The sequence below is a fragment of the Capnocytophaga gingivalis ATCC 33624 genome (assembly GCF_000174755.1).
Lineage (GTDB): Bacteria > Bacteroidota > Bacteroidia > Flavobacteriales > Flavobacteriaceae > Capnocytophaga > Capnocytophaga gingivalis.
Genome location: NZ_ACLQ01000019.1, coordinates 241359 through 264632, shown reverse-complemented (window position 1 = coordinate 264632; position 23274 = coordinate 241359). Strand labels below are relative to the sequence as shown.

16 protein-coding genes are annotated in these 23274 nt (G+C 39.2%); 12 read left to right on the top strand and 4 right to left on the bottom strand.

The features are described from left to right. Positions 1 to 38: 38 nt before the first annotated feature. Both CAPGI0001_RS07460 and CAPGI0001_RS07455 read right to left on the bottom strand, forming a co-directional pair. Positions 39 to 1034 carry a hypothetical protein gene (locus CAPGI0001_RS07460; RefSeq protein WP_002668360.1) on the bottom strand — a complete coding sequence of 332 codons (996 nt, stop codon included), beginning with the start codon at positions 1032 to 1034 and terminating at the stop codon, positions 39 to 41. Between the two features lie 134 nt (positions 1035 to 1168). Next, positions 1169 to 2713, bottom strand: coding sequence for a hypothetical protein (locus CAPGI0001_RS07455; protein ID WP_040359986.1), 1545 nt, complete (start codon positions 2711 to 2713; stop codon positions 1169 to 1171). Between the two features lie 492 nt (positions 2714 to 3205). Here CAPGI0001_RS07455 and ileS point away from each other — a divergent pair, with 492 nt between their 5' ends. From ileS to CAPGI0001_RS07430, 5 genes are all read left to right on the top strand, one after another. Further along, positions 3206 to 6622: an isoleucine--tRNA ligase gene (gene ileS, locus CAPGI0001_RS07450; RefSeq protein ID WP_002668013.1), complete on the top strand. Its 3417-nt coding sequence runs from the start codon at positions 3206 to 3208 to the stop codon at positions 6620 to 6622. A 266-nt stretch (positions 6623 to 6888) separates the two neighbouring features. Further along, a complete protein-coding gene (locus tag CAPGI0001_RS07445) occupies positions 6889 to 7749 on the top strand; it encodes a YwqG family protein (RefSeq protein ID WP_002668578.1) in 861 nt (286 codons plus the stop codon). 66 nt (positions 7750 to 7815) lie between these two features. After that, on the top strand, positions 7816 to 9195 hold the full coding sequence (locus CAPGI0001_RS07440) for a WG repeat-containing protein (RefSeq protein ID WP_155813453.1): 1380 nt from the start codon (positions 7816 to 7818) through the stop codon (positions 9193 to 9195). Between the two features lie 344 nt (positions 9196 to 9539). After that, positions 9540 to 9917, top strand: coding sequence for a TraR/DksA family transcriptional regulator (locus CAPGI0001_RS07435; protein ID WP_002668060.1), 378 nt, complete (start codon positions 9540 to 9542; stop codon positions 9915 to 9917). A 187-nt stretch (positions 9918 to 10104) separates the two neighbouring features. Further along, entirely contained in the window at positions 10105 to 10806 is a 702-nt protein-coding gene (locus tag CAPGI0001_RS07430) for a hypothetical protein (RefSeq protein ID WP_002668094.1), read from the top strand. A gap of 64 nt (positions 10807 to 10870) precedes the next feature. On the opposite strand, the gene CAPGI0001_RS07425 is transcribed toward CAPGI0001_RS07430, so the two are convergent. After that, positions 10871 to 12724 (bottom strand): BamA/TamA family outer membrane protein, encoded by a 1854-nt coding sequence (locus CAPGI0001_RS07425; protein WP_002668119.1) that lies wholly within the window; start codon positions 12722 to 12724, stop codon positions 10871 to 10873. A 252-nt stretch (positions 12725 to 12976) separates the two neighbouring features. Continuing rightward, positions 12977 to 13633, bottom strand: coding sequence for a uracil phosphoribosyltransferase (upp, locus tag CAPGI0001_RS07420; protein WP_002667982.1), 657 nt, complete (start codon positions 13631 to 13633; stop codon positions 12977 to 12979). A 64-nt stretch (positions 13634 to 13697) separates the two neighbouring features. On the opposite strand from upp, the gene CAPGI0001_RS07415 reads away from it, so the two are divergent. The 7 genes from CAPGI0001_RS07415 to CAPGI0001_RS07380 all read left to right on the top strand — a co-directional run bounded on the left by CAPGI0001_RS07415 (position 13698) and on the right by CAPGI0001_RS07380 (position 23274). Next, the gene (locus tag CAPGI0001_RS07415) at positions 13698 to 14294 is read left to right on the top strand and encodes a DUF4254 domain-containing protein (protein ID WP_002668444.1); all 597 of its coding nucleotides are present in this window, start codon (positions 13698 to 13700) and stop codon (positions 14292 to 14294) included. Positions 14295 to 14441: 147 nt separating this feature from the next. Next, positions 14442 to 16187, top strand: coding sequence for a DEAD/DEAH box helicase (locus CAPGI0001_RS07410; protein WP_040359922.1), 1746 nt, complete (start codon positions 14442 to 14444; stop codon positions 16185 to 16187). A 52-nt stretch (positions 16188 to 16239) separates the two neighbouring features. Next, a complete protein-coding gene (locus CAPGI0001_RS07405; RefSeq protein ID WP_040359919.1) occupies positions 16240 to 17472 on the top strand; it encodes a metallophosphoesterase in 1233 nt (410 codons plus the stop codon). Between the two features lie 741 nt (positions 17473 to 18213). Next, positions 18214 to 18516 (top strand): thioredoxin family protein, encoded by a 303-nt coding sequence (locus CAPGI0001_RS07395; protein WP_002667960.1) that lies wholly within the window; start codon positions 18214 to 18216, stop codon positions 18514 to 18516. Between the two features lie 56 nt (positions 18517 to 18572). Beyond that, positions 18573 to 19199 (top strand): trimeric intracellular cation channel family protein, encoded by a 627-nt coding sequence (locus tag CAPGI0001_RS07390; protein WP_040359914.1) that lies wholly within the window; start codon positions 18573 to 18575, stop codon positions 19197 to 19199. A 122-nt stretch (positions 19200 to 19321) separates the two neighbouring features. After that, positions 19322 to 22162: an excinuclease ABC subunit UvrA gene (uvrA, locus tag CAPGI0001_RS07385; protein ID WP_002668510.1), complete on the top strand. Its 2841-nt coding sequence runs from the start codon at positions 19322 to 19324 to the stop codon at positions 22160 to 22162. Beyond that, positions 22159 to 23274: a glycosyltransferase family 4 protein gene (locus CAPGI0001_RS07380; RefSeq protein ID WP_002668430.1), complete on the top strand. Its 1116-nt coding sequence runs from the start codon at positions 22159 to 22161 to the stop codon at positions 23272 to 23274. Before uvrA ends, CAPGI0001_RS07380 begins: the two co-directional genes overlap by 4 nt.

Sequence of the window (23274 nt, the reverse complement as noted above, 5' to 3'; positions counted from 1 at the left end):
GATTTTATAAATGAAATAATTAAAGTACTATACTACAACTATTTAGCTCCTTTTTTACTATTATAGCTACTATGCATTAACTGTAATTCAACCTTAGCATTTATTTTTTCAAATTCTTTTTCAAATTCTTTAAAGTCTATCTTGTTGATAAAGTTATCATCATTAGCTATTAAAGATGAAAGGAGGCTTATTTGGTCATCACTTAGATTGCCATTAGCACGTTTTCTAAATTCATCAGTTATAAGAGTGAATTGAGGATATTCTTCTTTGTCTAAACTTTCTAATATAGAACTTATAGGTTGTATATGATCTATAACGATCTCTCTTAAATTGTCTTTTCTATCAACCTTAAGTTCTACTAACTCTCCAAGATCAGTCTTAGTATTAACTTTTTCTTGGTTAATAAACACAGAGCCATTCTTTAAAATTTTTAGTTCTTTTACATCTTTTATTTTTTTAGGAATACTATCTACAAAATAGATAATATCATCTATTTGTTTTTTTATAATATTTCTAAAAACTTCATCTTTTCCTTTTCTACCGAAAACTAGTCGGATAAAACGGATAGGAAATATTATCTTACCATTATTATTATACCTACTTTGTGTAGTCAAACGGTTATATAAGGTATGTCTAACTTTTTTATAATCATAATAAATAGAACCATCAGTGTTATCTACCTCAACTTTAGGATTAATTTCTTCAATATTTCCAAAAGGAATAGAGATGTGTGTTATTTTTTCTGAAAGAGCAATCTCTTTTTCGATAAAATCAAGATATTTTATGAATCCTGCACGATAATGAGTTTTAGAAGCACTTTCAATAATTTCAAAAAGCTCTTCTCCTATTTCTCTTAATTCATCAAGAGCATCCAAACTTTTTGCATTGTAGATGTTCTCTATGATTTCAAATAGACGATTTCTGAAATATTTATCAGCATTCTCTACATAGTTTATATAACTATCAATGCTCTTAACGCCATTCTTTGGCAAGAATTCAATAAATTCTTTCTTTTTGAAGAAAATTTTATTCATTGTAAAAAAAATTATTAGTTCGACAAAATTACGAAAATATTTCTATATATACAAATAAATTTTTATTATTTTTTATAATTAAACATATAAAATTATTAATATATTAAGATTGAGTAAATTACAGCTTAATTTTTTTAATTCTTAAACTCATTTTTGTTCACCAACTGGAACTCCACTTTTGAGAGGATGTCCTCTATTTCCGAGAGTAGGGCTATAGGGATTAACTGTGGAGCTATCTTTTTGCAAGTCTCACCTCTTTGTAATCCTTCACTAACAAGCCATAGCTGAGGATAGGTAGCCTTGTCTAAATGATCTAAAAACATAACTGATTGTGGTGAAGCGTGTAGCTCGAGCTCAAATTGTGAATTGGCTACAAAGGGAATTAAATCACCTTTTAGAGTAGGGGTATAGGCTGCTTCGCCGTTGATATATACTTGTCTACTTTCAGGATCTATACGAAGTTCTGTTAGTTCTGTTAGTTTTTTAGGGCTATTCCCTACGAAGTAGGTGATGTTTTGACTCAAGCGAACAAATATCTCATCAAAAAACTTTCTCATACGAAGGGGAAGTATTGTATAAATATCTTTTAAGGGGAACTTTATACGTTCATCACTACTACGCAAAGAGTATGCATACATGGAGGAAGAAAGAATTCTTTGTACTTGTAGAAAGTCTATAGGTTCAAAGGCATTCTTTTCTCTGTTTTTTAAAAGTTCTGCTATCTGTATAAATAGGGTAGTTTCATGGGAGAATTTCATTTCTTCGGTAAAGAATGGCAACTGAATGAGGGTGCGATCATGGTGCATATATTGTTTGCTGTCAAACCATAGAGAACTATTGAATAAGGAATTGTACTCCATGACCTCCTTTACTGTCATGGTATCTTTATCCAAACACTCCGAGCTACCTATTAGGTGGATACCTTGTGCCTCACATCCTTCTAAGGAATTGAACTTTTCCTTGTACTTGTGATAAGTGGCATAGGCATCATTGACAAAGACTACCCAATGGTTTTCAAAAGAACCTTCTGCTTTACGTTTTTCATATTCTTTCACTACCAAGGTAAGTATTTCTTCTACTTGGGTAGCTTCTGTAAGCATAAAGGGCTCAATACGGGATAGCAACTCAGGATGCTGTTTGCGCTCATCTATCCAAGCAATCCTTGTTCTTTTTTGGAAGGGACGTAAGGTCAGTAACGAATGTAGAAAGAGCTGTTGTATCTTATAGAGGTAAGAAGGCTCATCGCTTTCTATAGCGATATGCTTAGTGGTAGCTAAGTCTATGATATACAAATCTTTATCGTCTAACCCTAAGGCAATAGGGAGCACTCCTTTATAGTGAGTGAATTGTCTGGAAGAGAGCAACTCCCATAAGTGGAAAAAATGGCTGGTCTGGTTAGGGATACGAATTTCGACAAATTTTCCCTTGGTTATCTGTTCCATAAAGCTATCGGAAAGCACTACTATTTCCTCAGGGAAAGCTTGTTGTACTTTCAATAACTCTTTAGAAGAGAACTGTTTTTTTAGTTTTACTGAGAAAGAGGTGTACGCTTTGTTCACCCTAAAGTGCAGAGACTTTTTGAAAGGAACACCGAGTTTTGTTAGCGTTTTCTTGATGTAGCACTCTTGTTCAGTGATTTCTCTTTGGAGCAATGCTCGCATGGTAGGTTGTTGGTTCATGTTTCTGATATTAAAAATTATGCGGCAAAGGTAAAGACAGTAGAGTGACAATTCGTGATACACCTACAAAAAAAATATCCAAATCCAATGAGATGCTTTTTACTAACTTTCTAAGAGGCTGTCCGAAAACTCCAAAACATTATTTTTCAAAGTTTAAATCGAATATTTTTTAATTTTATTGAAAATCAGTTTTTTAGTTCTTGTTGTAGGGGCGATTTACAAATCGCTCTTCATGAATAAGACTTTTCGGATAGCCTCTTAACGAATTAGGTTACACAAAAATTTTTGTCCCTTGATTCACATTAGAATTTGTATTCTGTTTCTATTTGGAATATTTGCAAGCTAAAAAATTTCACTTGAGGGTGGAATTGGCACGATATTAAAAATTAAAAATAATACTTGATTTATTGAGAAAAAGTTGTAAATTTGCTTCCTTAAAATTAGCTGTGAAATCCACAGTATGTAACAATTGACAATTTAATAATTAGAAAAATGAAATTTACAGAGTACAAAGCCTTAGAACTAACCAAGATAGCCCAAGAGATATTGCAATTTTGGAAAGACAATGATATCTTCCAAAAGAGTATAGATTTCCGTAATGGCAAGGAACCTTTTATTTTCTATGAGGGACCTCCTTCTGCCAATGGGCTGCCTGGTATCCACCATGTGATGGCTCGTGCCCTCAAGGATATTTTCTGCCGCTTCCATACCCAGTTGGGAGCACAGGTATTCCGCAAGGCAGGTTGGGATACTCATGGTCTTCCTGTGGAATTGGGGGTGGAAAAGGAATTAGGCATTACCAAGGATGATATTGGTAAGAAAATCTCTGTGGCTGACTATAACAAAGCTTGTAAGGAGGCGGTGATGCGCTATACCGACATCTGGAACAACCTTACCGAGCAAATCGGTTATTGGGTGGACTTGAACGATCCTTATATCACCTATAAGCCCAAATATATGGAGACGGTATGGTGGCTTCTTAAACAATTGTATAACAAAGGTTTGCTCTACAAAGGATATACTATTCAACCGTATTCACCAAAGGCGGGGACTGGGCTTTCCTCTCATGAGCTAAACCAACCAGGCTGCTACCGCGATGTGAGCGATACAACAATCGTAGCCCAGTTCAGGGTAAAGAATTTTGCCCCTCAAGCAACAAAGGAACTCGGAAATCCTGAAGGGACTCTATATATCTTAGCTTGGACGACCACTCCTTGGACTTTGCCTTCCAATACAGCCTTAGCAGTAGGTAAAAATATTGATTATGTATTGGTGAAAACTTTTAACCAATATACATTCGAACCTATACAAGTGATATTGGCAAAAGCATTGGTGTCCAAACAGTTTGCTGGAAAATTCTTTCAAACTTCAGAGGAGGCTGATTTTGTGGCTTATGCCAATGATGAAAATCGCAAGAAGGTACCTTACCAGATCGTAGCCGAATGTAAGGGTACTGACCTTGTCGGTACTACCTATGAGCAGTTGATTCCTTGGTTTCTTCCTGCTGAAAATCCAGAAAAAGCCTTTAGAGTGATTGCAGGTGACTTTGTAACTACTGAGGATGGTACTGGTATCGTACATATAGCTCCTACTTTCGGGGCGGATGATGCTCGTGTAGGGAAGGAAAATGGAATCCCTCCTATGTTGGTTCATGATGAGAATGACAACTTGGTTCCCTTAGTGGACTTGCAAGGGCGCTTTCTCAAAGGAGACAAAGTACCTGAGCTTTTTGCAGGAAAATATGTCAAGAACGAATATTACAAGAGCGGAGAAGCTCCTGAGAAGTCTTGGGATGTGGAATTGGCTATTCTGCTCAAGACCGAAAATAAGGCATTCAAGGTGGAAAAATATGTCCACAGCTATCCTCATTGCTGGCGTACCGATGCCCCCGTGCTCTACTATCCTTTGGACTCTTGGTTTGTGAAGATGACTGCGGTAAGAGATCGCTTGGTGGCACTCAATCAGCAGATTAACTGGAAACCTAAGGCCACCGGTGAAGGACGTTTTGCCAATTGGTTGGAGAATATCAACGACTGGAATCTCTCTCGTTCTCGCTACTGGGGAATCCCACTACCTATCTGGCGTACCGAGGATACTAAGGAGGAGAAAATCATTGGTTCGGTTGAGGAGCTCATCACTGAAATTAACAAGTCGGTAGCGGCAGGTCTCATGCAGGAAAATCCATTTAAGGATTTCAAAGTAGGGGATATGTCTGAGGCTAACTACGATCTAATAGACCTACATAAGAATATTGTAGATACTATTGTTTTAGTTTCGGATTCAGGAAAGCCTATGAAGCGTGAAAGTGACCTGATAGACGTATGGTTCGACTCCGGTTCTATGCCTTATGCACAGGTACATTATCCTTTCGAAAACAAAGACCTTATCGATAAGGGCAAGGCTTTCCCTGCTGATTTTATCGCCGAGGGGGTTGACCAGACCCGTGGTTGGTTCTATACACTTCACGCTATTGCTACTTCAGTATTTGACTCTGTAGCTTATAAAAATGTGATGTCCAATGGTTTGGTATTGGACAAAAATGGTCAAAAGATGTCCAAGCGCTTGGGCAATGCCGTAGATCCTTTTGAAACTTTGGAAAAATATGGTGCAGATGCTACTCGCTGGTATATGATTTCCAATGCCAATCCTTGGGATAATCTTAAGTTTGACGTAGAGGGAATTGAGGAAGTACGCCGTAAGTTTTTTGGAACACTTTATAATACCTATTCTTTCTTTGCTCTATATGCCAATTTGGATGGCTTTACCTATGCTGAGGCGGAAGTGCCTTTGCAGAAACGTCCAGAAATAGACCGATGGATTCTCTCCGAGTTACATACGCTTATTGCCAAGGTAAAAGAAGCTTTCTTGGATTATGAACCTACTCGAGCTACCCGACTCATCTCGGATTTTGTACAAGAGAACCTAAGTAACTGGTATGTACGTCTCTGCCGTCGTCGTTTCTGGAAGGGAGAATACGAAGAGGATAAAATATCCGCTTACCAAACCCTCTATACCTGTTTGGAAGTGGTGGCTAAGCTCTCTGCTCCAGTAGCACCTTTCTTTATGGATAAGCTCTATCGTGACCTCAATGGGGCTACAGGAAAGGATAAAGCAGAATCTGTACACCTTACGGATTTCCCTCAGAGCAAGTCAGAATACATTGATAAACAGCTGGAAAGCAAGATGGAGAAAGCACAGAATATCTCCTCCTTGGTACTTTCCCTCCGCAAGAGGGAGATGATCAAGGTGCGTCAGCCTTTGCAGAAGATACTCATTCCTACCCTTAGTCAAGCCGAAAGAACTGAGATATTGGCGGTGGCTAATCTCATCAAGCACGAGGTGAATGTAAAAGAGATTGAGTTTATCGATGATGCCTCTGGTATTTTGGTAAAACAAATCAAACCGAATTTCCGCACTCTGGGACCTAAGTATGGCAAACAAATGAAGGATATAGCGGTGGTAATCAATGACTTTACCCAGCAAGATATACAAGCTCTTGAGCGCCAAGGCACTAAAGAAATCACTCTTGATGGAAAAGTCCTAACACTGACCCTTGATGATGTGGAAATCACCTCTCAGGATATAGAAGGCTGGCTTGTGGCTAGCTCCTCTACAGGTTTGGTAGTGGCTTTGGATGCTACTATTACAGATGAGTTACGCGCAGAAGGTATCGCTCGTGAACTGGTAAATCGTATCCAGAACCTTCGCAAAGATACAGGCCTTGAAGTAACTGATAGGATACAAATCTTCCTACAAAAGCAAGATACACTTGAAAAGGCAGTACGTGCCAATGAAGTCTATATCAAAGCAGAAACCCTAGCCAATGAGATCCTTTTTGCAGACAACCTCCAAGGAGAAGAAGTCGCTTTTGATGATATCGTGACTAAGATTGGCATTCAGAAAGCGTAGTTCAGGTAACAGATGAAGCAATAAGTATTCATTGCTCGGTATGTGAATAGTAGATGAAAAAATAGATTTTTCAGAAAAGAATTACAATGTATAGAGAATCTCATCAACAGGTTAAAGAAGAGAAAATTATTAGTATTGAAGGATTACATAAAAGGTTGAGATCTAAATATTTGAAAGAAATTACGAAAGATGGATTATCCGTGTATATGATCCATCTCGTAATCTCACGAAAATGATTTCTCAAAATTTTATAAATAGATTGTGTTATGATATTTACGGAAGAACAAATCAAACAATTGGTGGATTCTCTCAATGCAGAAACAGCACGTGAGGTAATTCGCATTAGCCTTTCAATAGATGAAAATTTGGTTCTTACAGATAGTAAGTTGGGAGGATTGCCCTATATACCCAAAGAAGGGACATTGCCTACAACCTCTCAAGGTGAACCGCTCTTTATGTTAGCACAAATCAATTGTGACCAATTGCCTGAAAATAGCCTATATCCTAAGAAGGGATTGTTGCAATTTTGGATAGCCAGCGATGAGTACTATGGTGCTAATTTTGAGAATCGTTGCCAGAATGATACCAAGAGAATATGCTATTTTCCAAAGATACAAGAAAGTCTTCCTGTAGAATATATTAAAGAGCTTTATACAAAGATAAGTGCCTCAAAAAGAAAAACAAATAATATTTTCACACAGGAAAATTCCCTTGAGCTTCCTTTTAATCCTAACCAAAGCCTAACATTGGGCTTTGAAAAGTCAGTAGAAGGAATTTCTTATACAGATATACATTTTGACGATGAGATGCAGAAGATATGGGAAGCTGCTTTTTCGGAAGAATTTCCAGGATTATGGGGGCTACCAGAGGAAGTCCTAAAAGTGTTTTACAAATATCTGTCTAATGGAGCGGGACATAAAATAGGAGGTTATCCTGATTTTGCCCAATATGATCCAAGAGAAGATGATGACTTTCATGATACACTATTATTGCAAATAGAATCTGAGTGGAACGAACAGTATTCAGTAATGTTTGGGGATGCAGGGGTCGCGAACTTCTTTATCAATAGAGAAGATTTAGCCCATTGTAAGTTTGATGATGTCCTATACAATTGGGATTGCAGCTAATTTGGCTGTTAGTTGAGGTAGGAGAAGAGAGATAAATTGTCTTAGTTTCATTATAGCTCAAATCTTATGAAAACAGTTTTTTTATGGATATCATTTTTCTTAGTCTACGTGCTTATGGCGCAAGATACTATTTCCTATAAACACCTATTAGAAAGTCCAATGATACTCTCCTCGGGGGTGGATTTCTATGGGAAAAGAGTGAGCAGTTTCGCTGAGCATTGGCAAAAAAAATATGACTCTATTAAGCGAAGTGGGCTTGTAGATCTCCTTATTGTCCAAGATAGGAAAACAAAAAAGTATGGTTATGTAACTTTTAAAAATGAAGTGGTCATCCCCCTTGAATACGAGCAAGCACAGCCTTTTGGTTATCCAGATAAGATAGCTTGGGTCAAGAAAAACAATAAGTGGGGTGCTATCACCCCTCAAGGGAAATTAGTTATTCCTTTTGTGTATGATCAGGCAGAGGAGTTTGTTTCCGATAGGGCATTAGTGAGGCTTGACAAAGTGTGGGGCTTTGTGGATGCAAAGGGAAATAAGGTTATCCCTTTTCTATATGAAGAAGGAAAATCATTCCGTTACAATACTCCTTATACTGAGGCAAAAAAGGGAGGTAAGTGGGGATTTATTGACAGAGAGGGAAAAACACTTATCCCTTTCGAATATGACCGTATCTACACAGAAGAATATTACCCTAAACCTCAAGAGCAGATAAGAGTGATAAAGAATAACAAGATGGGGCTGATCAATTGGCAAAACCAAGTGATTATCCCCTTAGATTATGCTTCCATATATCAACCTACAGAGGGGATTTATGTAGTGGTTAAGGAGGGAAAAAAGGGATATATAACCGAAACAGGAAAGGTCTTGACACCGCCCATTTATGAGAGATTTGCCCTTTTCCATCCATATAAGAGCCAATTCCATGGAGGAACTGCCTTGGTCATGCTTGGAGGAAAGTATGGCTTTATCAATAACCAAGGAAAGGAAATAGTCCCCTGTAAGTATGAAGCGGTTAAGAGTAATTATTTTAGAGACGGCCTCATCCCTGTTCAGTACAATGGCAAGTGGGGCTATATTGATAAGCAGGATAAGATTGTGGTTCCTTTTGTGTATGATCAGGCGGATTATTTTTCAGCAAACTTTTCCTTAGAAGAACTCAACATAGCCAGAGTGCAACGCAATGGCAAATGGGGGTATGTCAATAAGGAAGGCAAGGAGGTTATTCCTGTGATATATGATCAGATAAGAGATTACTTTTTCAAGGGTATCTGTGAGTCAATGCGTGAAGGAAAATATGGTTTTGTCAATACCCAAGGCAAGGAAGTCATTCCATTTATATATGATTTCGTTTCTCTTAGCAATTCGGGAAAAGGGAGCATAATGGCATACCTCAATGGGAAAAGGGTCTATATGGATTTGCAAGGAAACCTGAAAGCAGGAGATTAATATTGTAACTAATTGTTTTTCAATAAAATATAAAGCATATCAAATAATACACAAAAAATCCCTTTGAAGGACTCAGTGGGGTAAAGCAATGTGGTAAAATCGAACTTTTTGGATGGAGATAGGAACTTAGTAATTCCTTATTTACTCAAGTATGATAGGTTTAACAAAAGTGATTATTTTACTAAGAAAGAGATACTTAAGTCATTTTTTTACTGGAAGATATACACTTATTTGTAAAAAAGCTATAAATATTCAAAAAAATGTTGTATCTTTGCACAATTCAAAAAAAGGATTTCTCTATAAATTTCTTAGGGAAAAATAAGTGTAAATAAAACATTGATATTATGGAAGAAGTAAAAGTCCGTTATTCGGATAAGGACCTACAAGAGTTTAAGGCAATTATAGAACAGAAGTTGGAAAAAGCCCAAATGGATTTGGAGTTTTTACGCAATTCTTATCTCAATGGAGCAGACAATAGTGTGGATGATACTTCTCCTACATTCAAGGCTTTCGAAGAAGGCTCTGAGATGATGAGTAAGGAATCCAATATGGCACAGGCTACCCGTTTGGAAAAGTTTATCCGTGATCTGAAAAATGCACTTATCCGTATAGAAAATAAAACCTATGGAGTATGTCGTGTAACGGGCAAACTTATTGATAAGGAACGCCTTAAAGCAGTACCACACGCCACCCTAAGTATAGAAGCTAAAAAAATGCAGTAACTTCTATTATATTATATAGTAAAAATGTAAAAGGTAACTGAGTCTCGTACTCATTTGCCTTTTATTTTTTCTAAAACCCAAAAGAAAGAAAAAAATTAAAATAAATTTGTGAAATAAGAAAAAAACATATACTTTTGCACAATCATTTGTGAGCTACTATCTCTTAGCTTCTATAACCAATATATTTATGAAAGCACCTACTATTAAGCATGAAGATTATGCGGTAATAGCTGATTTTATCGCGGTGAGTTTTGAAAGGGACTTGGATTCTTTTTCATCTACTTATAAGACTATGAATGCCTCTTATTTAGAGAACTTCAAAAAGGCAATTAGCCAACTGAAAAACAATGATTCAACCAATGCTATTGTGATCAAGCAGAAGGAAACTACAGCTAACCTATACAAACAGGCTGATGAGTTGCGCCGCAATATCACTTTCCTTAAGGATTATGCCACTCGATCTGGTTTGGATACTTCTCTGCTGAAGGTGGTGGTGACAAAGATCAATGGTAGAAATATCGCAGGAGTAGTCAAGGCTGTTCGCGATGCCATCCCTTACTATAGCGATAATATAGAGAGAATAGCTGATATGCCTGAAGGGTTCTTGGAAAAAATAGTGGAACAAACCAAGCAGCTGGATGCACTGAATGTCTTGCAAAATACCCTAATGAATGAGAGAAAGTACCATACACAAGCCAATAAGGAAATGTATGCTTTGATCAAAAAATATATAGGGGATATAGCCAAGGCAGGAAAGCTTATCTTCCAAGGACAGAAAAAGGAAGAGGAGTATGTCATCAGCAAAATTGTCACCCGTGCTAAAACTAACAAACAAAATAAGGTGGAGGAACTCTCCAAACAGGATATCAATCCACTTTATGAGGATTAGTACTATAGAGAGTTTTCTTTAGAGCTAAAGAGTGTCTGTAACCAATCTGTTGCAGACACTTTTCCTATTCATAGCGGATAAGCTCAGGAGTATGATAGTTGAAGTAAGGAAGCCTGAAATCGGTATTGCTTATCCCGCTAAACTTCTGTATGTGATTTCCCACCCCTGGAATACGTGGCATATAGATAAAGGAAAATTGAAAATTTCCCAAAGGGACATAGTCATTGGTAATGTAGAACCCTATACCAAACTTGGTTAGCATTTGGTCTTTCCAAAATGAATGATTGTCATCGCCTATAAAGCCTATATCGGCCATCAGAAAGGGGCTGATACGGAATCCCCAGAGAGAAACGGGCGAATAGGATTGTGTCTGTAGGGTAAAGATAGACTTATGTACTCCAGTGAGTGTGGGACTATCAAAACCCACAATCCCTGTGGAGCCATTGAGGGTCACACGATCTTTTACATAGTCCTTGCGGGAGAGACCTATCACAGAACGCCATTTGCCAAACTGTCTAAAGTGCCATCTGCCTATCTGAAATAAGGGGGAGAAGTAGGTGAATTCCCACCGTAAGGTACTCTGCTTGTGTGTGTCATGGCCGAAAAAACTCCCTATCTGTACATCCCCAGAAAAGTATCCTAAGGAAAAATAATCTCCATACATCAATCGTCCCCCTAAGTAGGGTCTTCTTTGTCCTAAATTCTCTTGAAAACCTCCTATAAGGGTAAAACTTTTTCCTATAGGAATATCTTCTATATCTTGATGACGAAAGATATACCTATCTTGTTCATATCCTATATAGTTGATCCCCACAGAAGCCAAATAAGTATCCTTATCCGAATAAAAACGATCGGGATCAAGAAATGTATCAGGGGCTTTTTGGTAGTCTATTTGGTAATAGCGCAAAGAAAAAACTAAATTAGTTACTCGGTTGGCAGGGGTGTGCCTTTTGAGAATCGGTACAGAGGTACTTCCCCAGATATTTTTTCCAGCTACTTTAAAATCTTGTCGGTAGATAGAGTCATTTTTGAGGATTCCATCTTCAAAGGTGCGTACATACACATTTGTTCCGGATGCCCAGCGAGTATAGAGGGAGTAGTATGGGCGGGTGACCGAGGCATATTTGTAATAATATCGGTCAAAGTCAAACGAATATCCTACGGCGGTATTCAGAGTGGTAGCATATAGGTTGGGAATGGCATAGTCTATCCCAAAGCTTGGGCGTGCACTCCCTCGAATCTCTTGGCTATAGCGAGTGGAGATCTGATGTCCCAATCCTAAAAAGTTTCTTTCAAATCCGCGTACGGTTCCTTCTCTCAAGGAACCTGAGGCATCAGCATAGAAGCTCCAGCTATCCAATACATTTACTTTTATATCCACTGAATCTGGACTATGAGTAGGGATAGCCTCTATACTGACCCTACGGATATGAGACTGATTACGCAATACACGAGCCGACTCTTTGATCTTGATAGAGTCTAAAAGGGTATAGGGACTAAAGAGTAATAAGCGCTCTACTACTTTGTTTTTCGTCTTGTTATGAAAGCGGTTTCCTAATACTTCCCACTTGTTAGGCTCTTGGGTACTATCCCGCTCATTGAACCCCAAAGGGTCATAAGTGGTGATATGGATATGGCGGATAATTTTCCCTTGGTAAGATCCCCAAGGAGATATTTCTTTCTTCTTAACAGGAGTAGGGGAGGGTGAATCTGTCTTTACAGAAGAAAAAAGCCATTCGTGGAGCTTACGAGTAAGCTTGTTTTTCTGTGTTTTGCGCTCTATCCTCTTATATAAGGAGTCACTTTTTATCCTTATAGAGTCATTTGTGATGATTTTGGTACGTAGCGTGTCCTGCGCCAGCACCAACTGACACCCAAAAAAGGCTATAAGAGCTATGAAAAAAGACAGTTTTCTCAAAAAAAAGTTAGTATATTTCGTTTTTATTACTGAATAAAATTCTCCTATCCTACCAAGCTCGGTTGTGTATAAGTATAGGGGAAAGAGTTGCTCATTTCTGTTTTTGTATCGTTATAATTCTTAACTATATCTCCCTTTTTAGTTTCTATTTCAGGTTCCTATACACCCTCTTATACAGTAGAAGGGAAATAGTATAAACTATCTATTTTCTCTTCTTCAAAAAAGAGGGTAACTTTTCCTATTTTGATATCCTTATCCCTGCATTTTCTCCCCAAAGGCCAAATCACCAGCATCGCCTAAGCCTGGGACGATATAGCTGTTTTCATTCAGGTGATCATCTATAGTAGCGATCCATAAGTGGGCATTTTCTGGGAAATGTTGGCTGACGTACTCCAATCCTTGTTTGGAGCCAATGACTGCAAAAAGATGTATTTCCTTAGGAGTGCCTAGTGGTTGGAGAGAGTTATATACATTGACAAACGAACGTCCTGTCGCCAGCATAGGATCGGCCAATATAAGGATGTTGTCCTGAAGGGAGGGAGAGGCTAAGTATTCGACTAAGATCTCAAACTCCGAAGGGGAGGTGTGCTTGCGATAGGCCGAGATAAAGGCATTGTCCGCTTTGTCGAAGAAATTCAATATCCCCTGGTGCAAGGCTAATCCTGCACGAAGAATAGAACAAACCACAATCTTATCCTTAATACGGGGAATGTCTTTTTCTCCTAAGGGGGTTACAACCCGTTGGGTTTGGTAGGGGAGGGTCTTGCTCATTTCATAGCTCAATAGCTCACCGATACGCTCTAAGTTTCTCCTAAAACGCATTCTATCTTTTTGTATTTCAACATTTCTGAGTTCGGCGACAAACTCTAAAAACAATGATGGACTCTGGTCAAAAGGATGGATAATCATTTGTTCAAAAATAAATTTTTTTATTACGCAAAATAACGATATTTTTGCAAAAAAAACAAGGAATATGTTTAGTAAATTAGCTTATGACATTTTTTGGGAGAGTATCCTGCGCTATCATATAGCCGATGATGTGAATCAACCCTTTGAGAATCCGTACGATAGTAAGACTATTGAGCATCTTCTATATCGAAAAAATTGGATAGATACCGTACAGTGGCATTATGAAGATATCATTCGTGACCCTGAGATTGATCCCAAAGAAGCGCTCCTACTCAAGCGAAAAATAGACGCTTCCAACCAAGACCGCACCGATACAGTAGAGTATATAGATAGTTATTTCCTTCATAAATATAAGGATGTAGTCCCTCAAGCAGGAGCAACGATCAATACCGAGAGCCCTGCATGGGCAGTGGATAGGCTCTCTATCTTAGCCCTAAAAATCTATCATATGCAGCAAGAAACCGAGCGCACCGATGCCACCCCTGAACATATTGCTAAGTGCCAGGAAAAGCTACGAGTGCTTCTACAACAGCGAGAAGACCTCTCTCTTGCCCTTGACCAACTCTTGGATGACATCGCCGCAGGGCGAAAATATATGAAAGTATACAAACAAATGAAGATGTATAACGATGAGGAGCTGAATCCGATCTTAAGGAAATGAGGTAATTAGCTGATGAGACAAATTATCTTATTCATTGAATAAGAATTTTTCACTATTTGTGTGAATCAAAAGTCAAAAATATATTTTCCAAATTATTAGGGTGTAATTGATAATTAATTTCTATCTTTGCACCCTATTACTATTAGTATGAATTTATTTAAAACATTGGGGCTAAGCGCACCCCTACTCGAAGCCATTGATGACTTGGGCTTCGAGCGTCCGTCTGAGGTACAACAAGCCGCTATCCCTGTATTGCTCGAAGCCCCTACCGATATGGTGGCCTTGGCACAAACAGGAACAGGAAAAACCGCTGCTTTTGGTTTTCCACTTCTTCAACTGATTGATCCCACCCAGCGTATGACTCAGGGGCTCATCTTAGCTCCTACTCGTGAATTGTGTCTGCAGATCGCCTCCGAGCTCAAGCAGTATGCTAAGTATATGCCACAGGTGCATATTGTGGCTATCTATGGGGGGGCAAGTATAGAGGAACAAGCCCGTAGCCTTAAGAAAGGGGCGCATATTATCGTGGCAACTCCTGGCCGTATGCAGGATATGATGCGCCGTGAGTTTACCTCTATTGCGCAGATTAGCTATTGTGTGCTTGATGAGGCCGATGAAATGCTCAATATGGGCTTCTATGAGGATATCCGCTCTATATTATCCGAAACACCTGATGATAAGAATACTTGGCTCTTCTCTGCTACGATGCCTGCCGAGGTGGCCAAAATAGCCAAAGAGTTTATGCACCATCCTAAGGAGATTACCATAGGGCATAAGAATCAGGCTTCTAACAATGTACTCCACGAGTGCTATATCGTCAATGGCCGTCAGCGTTATGAGGCTCTCAAGCGTTTGGCCGATGCCAATCCGTCTATCTTTTCAGTGGTGTTCTGCCGTACCAAGCGTGATACACAAGCAGTAGCCGAAAAGCTGATAGAGGACGGTTACAATGCTGCTGCACTACATGGTGACCTGAGTCAGAACCAGCGCGATTTGGTAATGAAGGGTTTTCGCGCCAAGCAAATTCAGATGCTCGTGGCAACTGATGTGGCAGCTCGCGGAATAGATGTAGATGATATCACGCATGTGATTCATTATCAACTTCCTGACGAGATAGAGACCTACACTCACCGCAGTGGTCGTACAGGGCGTGCAGGCAAGTCGGGGGTATCCATGGTGATACTAACCAAGAGTGAGGCTAAGCGTATCAAGACCATTGAGAAGATCATCCAGAAGACTTTTGAGTATAAGTCTATCCCCAGCGGAATGGAAATCTGTGAGATACAGCTCTACCACTTGGCCAATACGATTAAGGATACTCAAGTAAATCCTGCGGTAAATGAGTATTTACCAGCTATTTATGATGTATTAAGTGGGCTTAACCGAGAGGAGCTTATTCAGCGTATGGTAGCAGTAGAGTTCAACCGCTTCTACACCTACTACAGTAAGTCCAAAGATCTTAATGCAGAATCTCCAGAAGGGAAGTCTTATACTTCAGAAGGGGAAACACGTTACTTTATCAATATAGGGGAGCGCGATGGTTATAATTGGCAACTACTTAAGGATTTCCTTAGAGAAAATATTGGTTTGGGTAAAAATGATATTTTCAAGGTAGATGTAAAAGATACTTTTTCTTTCTTCAATACCGAAGCGGAGATGACCCAGCTTGTGTTGGATACCTTTGCTGATTTCAAGATGGACAATCGTGCTATTCATATAGAAATCTCTCAACAACGTTCCTCAGAGGGTAAAGGAAGAAAAGACAGACGGGATAGAAAGGAAAAAAAAGAGAGCAAGGACAAAAAATTCTCTCACAAAGAGGATAAGAAGAAAGGTGGCAAGCGTAAAGAAGCTTCTAATACTTTCTCTTCTAAAAGAAAAAGAAGAAAGTAATCGCAATATTTGTTATTGATCATTAAGTATTGGTCATTAATCATTAATTATTATGCATCATTTCATTAATTATTTATGTATTTTCTACGTACTGATGGTGCTTTTAGGGGCTTTCTGTGTGCGTAAGGCAGTAAAGTATAAGATTTTTACTTATTTGTATTATACAGCATCGGCTTTTTTCTTTTTTTATTTCCTTTATTTTTGGAATGAATCCTTTGCTGGTGTCTGGGATCAACATCGTCAGTTTTCCTTTGGATTGTTCCTCTCATGGTTACTATTTGTTACGCTTATTAGTATATTTTTCTTGGGAGAGACCTTGGTACGCTTGTTTTGTGCACCTTTTCGCACCAAAAAAGAGAAAGTTATCCCCTCACGCCGACGTTTTGTCAGCCTTATAGGGATGGGGGTAGCAGCAATTCCTTTTGCGGGGATGATCTATGGGATGCTTTTGGGAAGGTATAACTATAGGGTGGTAAAGCATACCTTATATTTTGATGATCTTCCTCAGGCTTTTGATGGTTATCGAGTGGTACATATCTCAGATATTCATTCAGGAAGCTTTGACAATGCTGAGAAAGTACAATATGGGATTGATATGATCAATGCTCAACAGGGAGATGTTATTTTTTTCACAGGTGACTTGGTCAATAACAAAGCTGAAGAGATGCGTCCATGGATAGCTCACTTCAAGCAGCTACATGCCAAGGATGGGGTCTATTCCGTATTGGGAAATCACGACTATGGTGATTATGTACAGTGGGATTCCCCAGATGAAAAAGCTAAAAACTTAGAGACACTCAAGCAGATTCATCAGCAGTTAGGCTTTTGTTTGCTCAATAATGAATCTGTGTTTCTCTCTCGTGGGCAGCAGCGCATAGCAGTAGTAGGAGTGGAAAACTGGGGACAGGGATTTATCAAAAAAGGAAATTTAAAGCAAGCCTTAAGCCAAGTAGATAAGAAGGATTTCAAAATATTGCTTTCTCATGATCCCACTCATTGGCAGTATGAGGTGCTCAAGGATCCTAATTTCATCCATTTGACCCTAAGTGGGCATACCCATGGTATGCAGTTTGGAATAGAGATTCCAGGAGTGATCAAGTGGAGCCCTGCCGGATGGCGCTATAAGTATTGGGGAGGGGTCTATAAGGAAAAGGATAGGTATATCAATGTCAATCGTGGCTTTGGCTATTTGGCTTTTCCAGGTCGTGTAGGTATGCCCCCTGAAATCACCGTTATCGAACTGAAAAAGAAAACGAAAGAAGCTCTTTCTTCCGAAGGGAAATAGAAGATTTTTCTTTGTTATTTGAAGAAAAAATTATACATTTGCAACGGATTATTGTTTTGTATGAAGGGTGTTATTGTTTGTGCTAAGACATCATGTAAAGGATGAAACTATGGTCAGAAAAATATCAAAAGCCAGTGAATTAGTATTTGTAACAATATTATTGTTCCTTACTATTTCATTTATAAGTTTTTTTCTTTTTATAGATAAAAATCCTTTTTGGAATATTCAGATAGGATTTCCATTTCCCTTTTTCCAATATAATTTTATGGGAGATGGTTGTCAATATTTCATTTATACTCATAGTGATAATTTATTATTTTTACTATGTGATCTTATATTTCCGATGCTAATTAGCTGTGGAATGTATGCACTATATAAAAGGACAAAAGGAAAACTCAAGCAAATATTGAGATTATCTTACAATATTGTTTTCCCCATCTTGATATTTTCTAGTATTTCTTTGTTGTCTTTTTTTCCTTTTCCAAAGCAAGCAAGAGTCTATGATATACATATAGGCTTCCCTTTTACTTACTATCAATATGACTATGTAGGGGAAAATTGTTTAGGGATAAATAGGTTATGGAATAATTCTCATTTATTTTGGAATATTCTATTTGTATATTTGCTGTATTTTATAGGTATAGTAGTACAGAAAAATTTTAATAAATAACTGATTTTTAAATATTTGTATGTAAATAATGACCTATAAATATTAGGTTCAATGTAAAAACTATAATCAACATGTCTGTATTTGGAGATATAATCAGTACTAATAAGCCTGTGCTTATTGTCTTTTATGCGGGATGGCATTATTTGGCTAAGGATGCGACCGATTCTATTCAGCAGGTGGCAGATTCTTTAGGCGATGCTGTACGTGTCATTAAGATCGATATTGATAAGAATAAAGAGCTTACCCAAAAGCTAAAAATTAATGGGATTCCTACTTATATGATTTTTCACAAAGGGGAACTGGTATGGCGTATAGAGGCGCTTCAACCCAGTGCTAACCTGATAAATGCAATAAAATCTTTTATAGAATCATAACAATGAATGAAGTGATTTCAAGTCTGAGCGATGGGTTTGCTTCCCTAAGCCAGGAAATGAGGTTAATTGCCTCTGACCCTATTTATCTATGGGATCTTATAGGGACTTTTGTTTTTGGGATTTCTGGGGTGTTGCTCGGATTAGAGCGTCGTATGGACATTTTCGGGATGTTCATCTTGGCTTTCGTCACAGGAGTCGGTGGGGGAACCCTTCGCGATATTATGATTGGAAGTATTCCTGTCTTCTGGATGAAGAATCTCATGTATATCTTTATGATTGGTGTGAGTGTCGTCTTTACCTTGTTTTTTAAAAACAAGTTTGCCGCACACTGGAACTACTGGCTATTACTTTTTGATGCTATTGGGTTGGGAGTATTCACCATTATTGGCTTAGAAAAGGCACTTCGATTTGACCTTTCACCTACCATTGCGATTGTTCTGGGAACTATGACTGGAAGTTTCGGAGGGGTGATTCGCGATGTCTTGGCCAATAGGATGCCTGCTATTTTCCAAAAAGAAATCTATGCAACAGCTTGTGTAGCAGGAGGTACGGTGTATTTCTTGCTCAATGGGGTTATGGCTGAGTATCACTCATGGGTCGTTTTTATTACCATTTGTGTGGTGATTGCTGTACGTATGCTTTCTCTAAAATATCATTGGGAGCTACCTAAGTTTCTTAGTTAGAAGTTTTTCTTCGTGTATATAACAAAACTACTTATCTTTGTCCCCAGCGGAGCATGTACATAAGGCATGTAGGGCAAAGATAAGTAGCTTTTCGCATAACATAATCCGCTATTTATAATAGAATGAAAAAGGATAAAAATATTATAGTACAAGGAGCCAGAGTTCACAACTTAAAGGATATAGATGTGCAAATACCTCGATATCAATTGGTTGTGGTTACAGGCTTATCAGGAAGTGGAAAGTCTTCTTTGGTTTTTGATACCATCTATGCTGAGGGACAGCGCCGCTATATTGAGACTTTTTCTGCTTATGCACGTCAGTTCTTAGGTGGATTAGAGCGTCCCGATGTGGATAAGATTGACGGACTTTCTCCTGTGATAGCTATTGAGCAAAAGACTACTTCTAAGTCGCCCCGCTCTACCGTCGGTACTATTACCGAAATCTATGACTTTCTGCGCTTGCTCTATGCACGTGCATCCGATGCATATAGTTATCGCACAGGCGAGAAGATGGTCAGCTATACCGATGGTCAGATACAACAGCTGATATTAGAGGATTATCGGGACAAAACAATCCATATCTTAGCACCTGTAGTACAGTCTCGTAAGGGACATTATCGCGAGCTCTTTGAGCAAATCGCCAAGCAGGGGTTTCTCAAAGTACGTGTAGATGGTCAGATCCGTGAGATAGAGTATGGTATGAAGCTCGATCGCTACAAAACCCATGATATTGAGGTGGTCATTGACCGCTTGGAGATAAAGGATAATGACACCACCCATCGCCGCTTGAGCGAGAGTATACAGACGGCCATGCGCCATGGCAACGGCATTCTGATGGTTCTTACTGAAAAAAAGGATACTCCTCGCTATTTTAGCCGTAACCTAATGTGCCCCACTACTGGAATTTCCTATCCACTGCCGGAGCCCAATACTTTTTCTTTCAACTCCCCTAAAGGAATGTGCCCTCACTGCAATGGATTGGGGACAGTACAGGAGGTAACTCTAAGCAAGCTGATTCCTGATATGTCACTCTCCATCAAGCAAGGGGCAATTATAGCTATTGGGGCAGAGAAGAAGACTTGGATATTCCAACAATTGGAGACGATACTGCGAAAGTTCGGTCATAAGCTCTCTGATCCTGTAGAAAAACTCCCTAAGGAGGCTATAGATATGATTCTCTTTGGAGGGAAAGAAAAATTCTCTGAAAAGTCTGAAACAATGGGGGTAACCCGTGATTTCTCTATTGATTTTGAAGGAATTGTCAATTTTATAGAACAACAATACCAAGATTCCGAAAGCAGTTCCTCCATGCAGCGCTGGGCGAAGGATTTTATGGAAGAAAAGCCTTGCCCTGAATGTGAGGGTTCTCGCCTAAGGAAGGAAGCCTTGTATTTTCGTATAGCTGATAAGAATATAGCTCAGCTTTCGGCTATGGATATAGGGGAGCTTGTGCAATGGTTCGATACCTTGCCTGAAAAACTCTCTGACAGGCAGGAGAAGATCGCTCATGAGATTCTTAAGGAAATCAATGAACGTTTACATTTTCTCTTGGATGTAGGCTTGGACTATCTTTCCTTAGGAAGAAGTTCTAAGACCCTCTCAGGGGGAGAAGCACAACGTATCCGCTTGGCTACCCAGATCGGTTCAAAGCTTACCAATGTACTCTACACCTTGGATGAACCCAGTATAGGATTGCATCAGCGTGATAATGAACGATTGATTAATTCCTTGAAATCACTTCGAGATATAGGAAATTCTGTAGTGGTGGTAGAGCATGATGCCGATATGATGCTCCATGCTGATTATGTGATTGATATTGGCCCCAAAGCAGGCAAGGGTGGGGGAGAAGTAATCTTTGCAGGGACTCCCAAAGAAATGCTCAAAGCACATACCTTGACAGCCTCTTATCTCAATGGAGAACGGGAAATAGAGGTACCCAAACAACGACGCAAGGGCAATGGACACTTTATAGAACTCATAGGGTGTACAGGGAATAATCTTAAAGATGTATCGGTAAAGTTTCCTTTAGGAATAATGATTGGAGTTACAGGGGTATCAGGTTCGGGGAAGTCTACCTTGATTAATGAAACTCTCTACCCGATTCTCAACGCACATTTCTATCATGCGCTCAAGAAGCCCATGCCCTATAAGCAGATTTTTGGACTGGAACATATTGATAAGGTGATTGATATAGATCAGTCTCCTATAGGGCGTATTCCGCGCTCGAATCCTGCTACTTATACAGGAGTTTTTGGCGAGATACGAGATCTCTTTACTCATACCCCTGAGGCAATGATTCGAGGCTACAAACCAGGGCGCTTTAGCTTCAATGTCAAGGGGGGACGCTGTGAGACCTGCGAAGGAGGAGGAATGAAGGTCATCGAAATGAATTTTCTCCCCGATGTGTTGGTGGAGTGTGAGACTTGTCATGGTAAGCGATTTAACCGAGAAACTCTTGAGATTCGCTACAAAGGAAAATCTATAGCCGATGTATTGGCTATGACTATAGATGAGGCTGTAGATTTTTTTGAACCCATCCCGAAAATCTACCGAAAGCTCAAGACCATACAGGAGGTGGGATTGGGATACATTACCTTAGGACAGCCCTCTACAACTCTTTCGGGAGGAGAGGCGCAGCGTATCAAGCTAGCTACTGAACTTTCTAAGCGTGATACAGGCAATACCTTCTATATTTTGGACGAGCCTACGACAGGACTGCACTTTGAGGATATAAAGATTCTGATGGAGGTGCTTAGCAAACTCACTGAAAAGGGCAATACTGTACTTATCATAGAGCACAACTTGGATGTAATCAAGATGATGGATTATCTTATCGATATAGGCCCCGAAGGCGGAAAGGGTGGCGGAAAGGTAGTAGCTATCGGGACACCAGAGGAAGTGGCCAAGAATAAAAAGAGCTATACAGCTAAGTTCTTGAAAGAGGTTTTAAAAACAAAGAAATGAGAATAGGATTCGATGCTAAGCGGGCTTTTCATAATTTTCGTGGCTTGGGAAACTATAGCCGTGACCTGATCCGTATCTTACAAGAGAGAACTGATACAGAATTGGTGCTCTTTAATCCTTTGAAAAGGAAATTCTTAGGGGTGAAACTCACTCCTAAGACTACTGAGATTACTCCTAAGGGTTTCTTCTGGAAACGGTTCAAGAGTCTTTGGCGTCTTTTTCATATCACAACTCTTGCTCGGAAGGAGCGCCTTGATATCTATCATGGACTTTCGGGAGAGATTCCTATAGGTATATACAAGCAGGTACCTACAGTGGTTACCATACACGACCTTATTTTCTTGCGTTTTCCCCAATGGTATAGTGCTTTTGATAGGAAAATACATACTCTTAAGTTCCGCTATGCTGCCCAGAAATCGCAGCATATTATTGCCATTAGTGAACAGACTAAGCGGGATATAGTGGATTATTTCCATATAGATCCCAATAAAATATCGGTGGTATATCAGGGATGCCATGCCGCTTTTAAGCAAACTTATACAGAGGAAGAGAAAACTAAAATACGAGAAAAGTATGCACTTCCTGACCGATTTGTACTCAATGTAGGAGCTATAGAGGAGCGAAAGAATGCTTTGGAGATTGTAAAAGCGCTCAAAGGGATAGACCTACCGTTGGTTATGGTAGGGAAGAAGACTGCTTATTATGAAAAAATAGCAACCTATTGTCAGGAGAATAATATGGAATCACAGATAAGAGTGCTTTCTGGAGTTTCTATGCAGGAACTGGCTATGATATACCAAGAGGCAACTATCTTCTGCTACCCTTCTGTATTTGAGGGATTTGGTATCCCTATCATAGAAGCGCTTTTCTCCAGAACTCCAGTGATTACCTCTCAGGGAAGTTGCTTTGAGGAGGCTGGCGGTAAGGGGAGTATATATGTGAATCCTACAGAGAATACCGCACAGGAGATTCGACAAGCCATAGAACAACTCCTTGCTTCCCCTGAGCGTATACAACAGATGAGGGAAGTAGGCTACAGCTATGTACAAAAATTCACAGACGAGAAGGTCTGTGAAAATCTGTTGAAGGTATATCAAAAAATGATTTCTTAA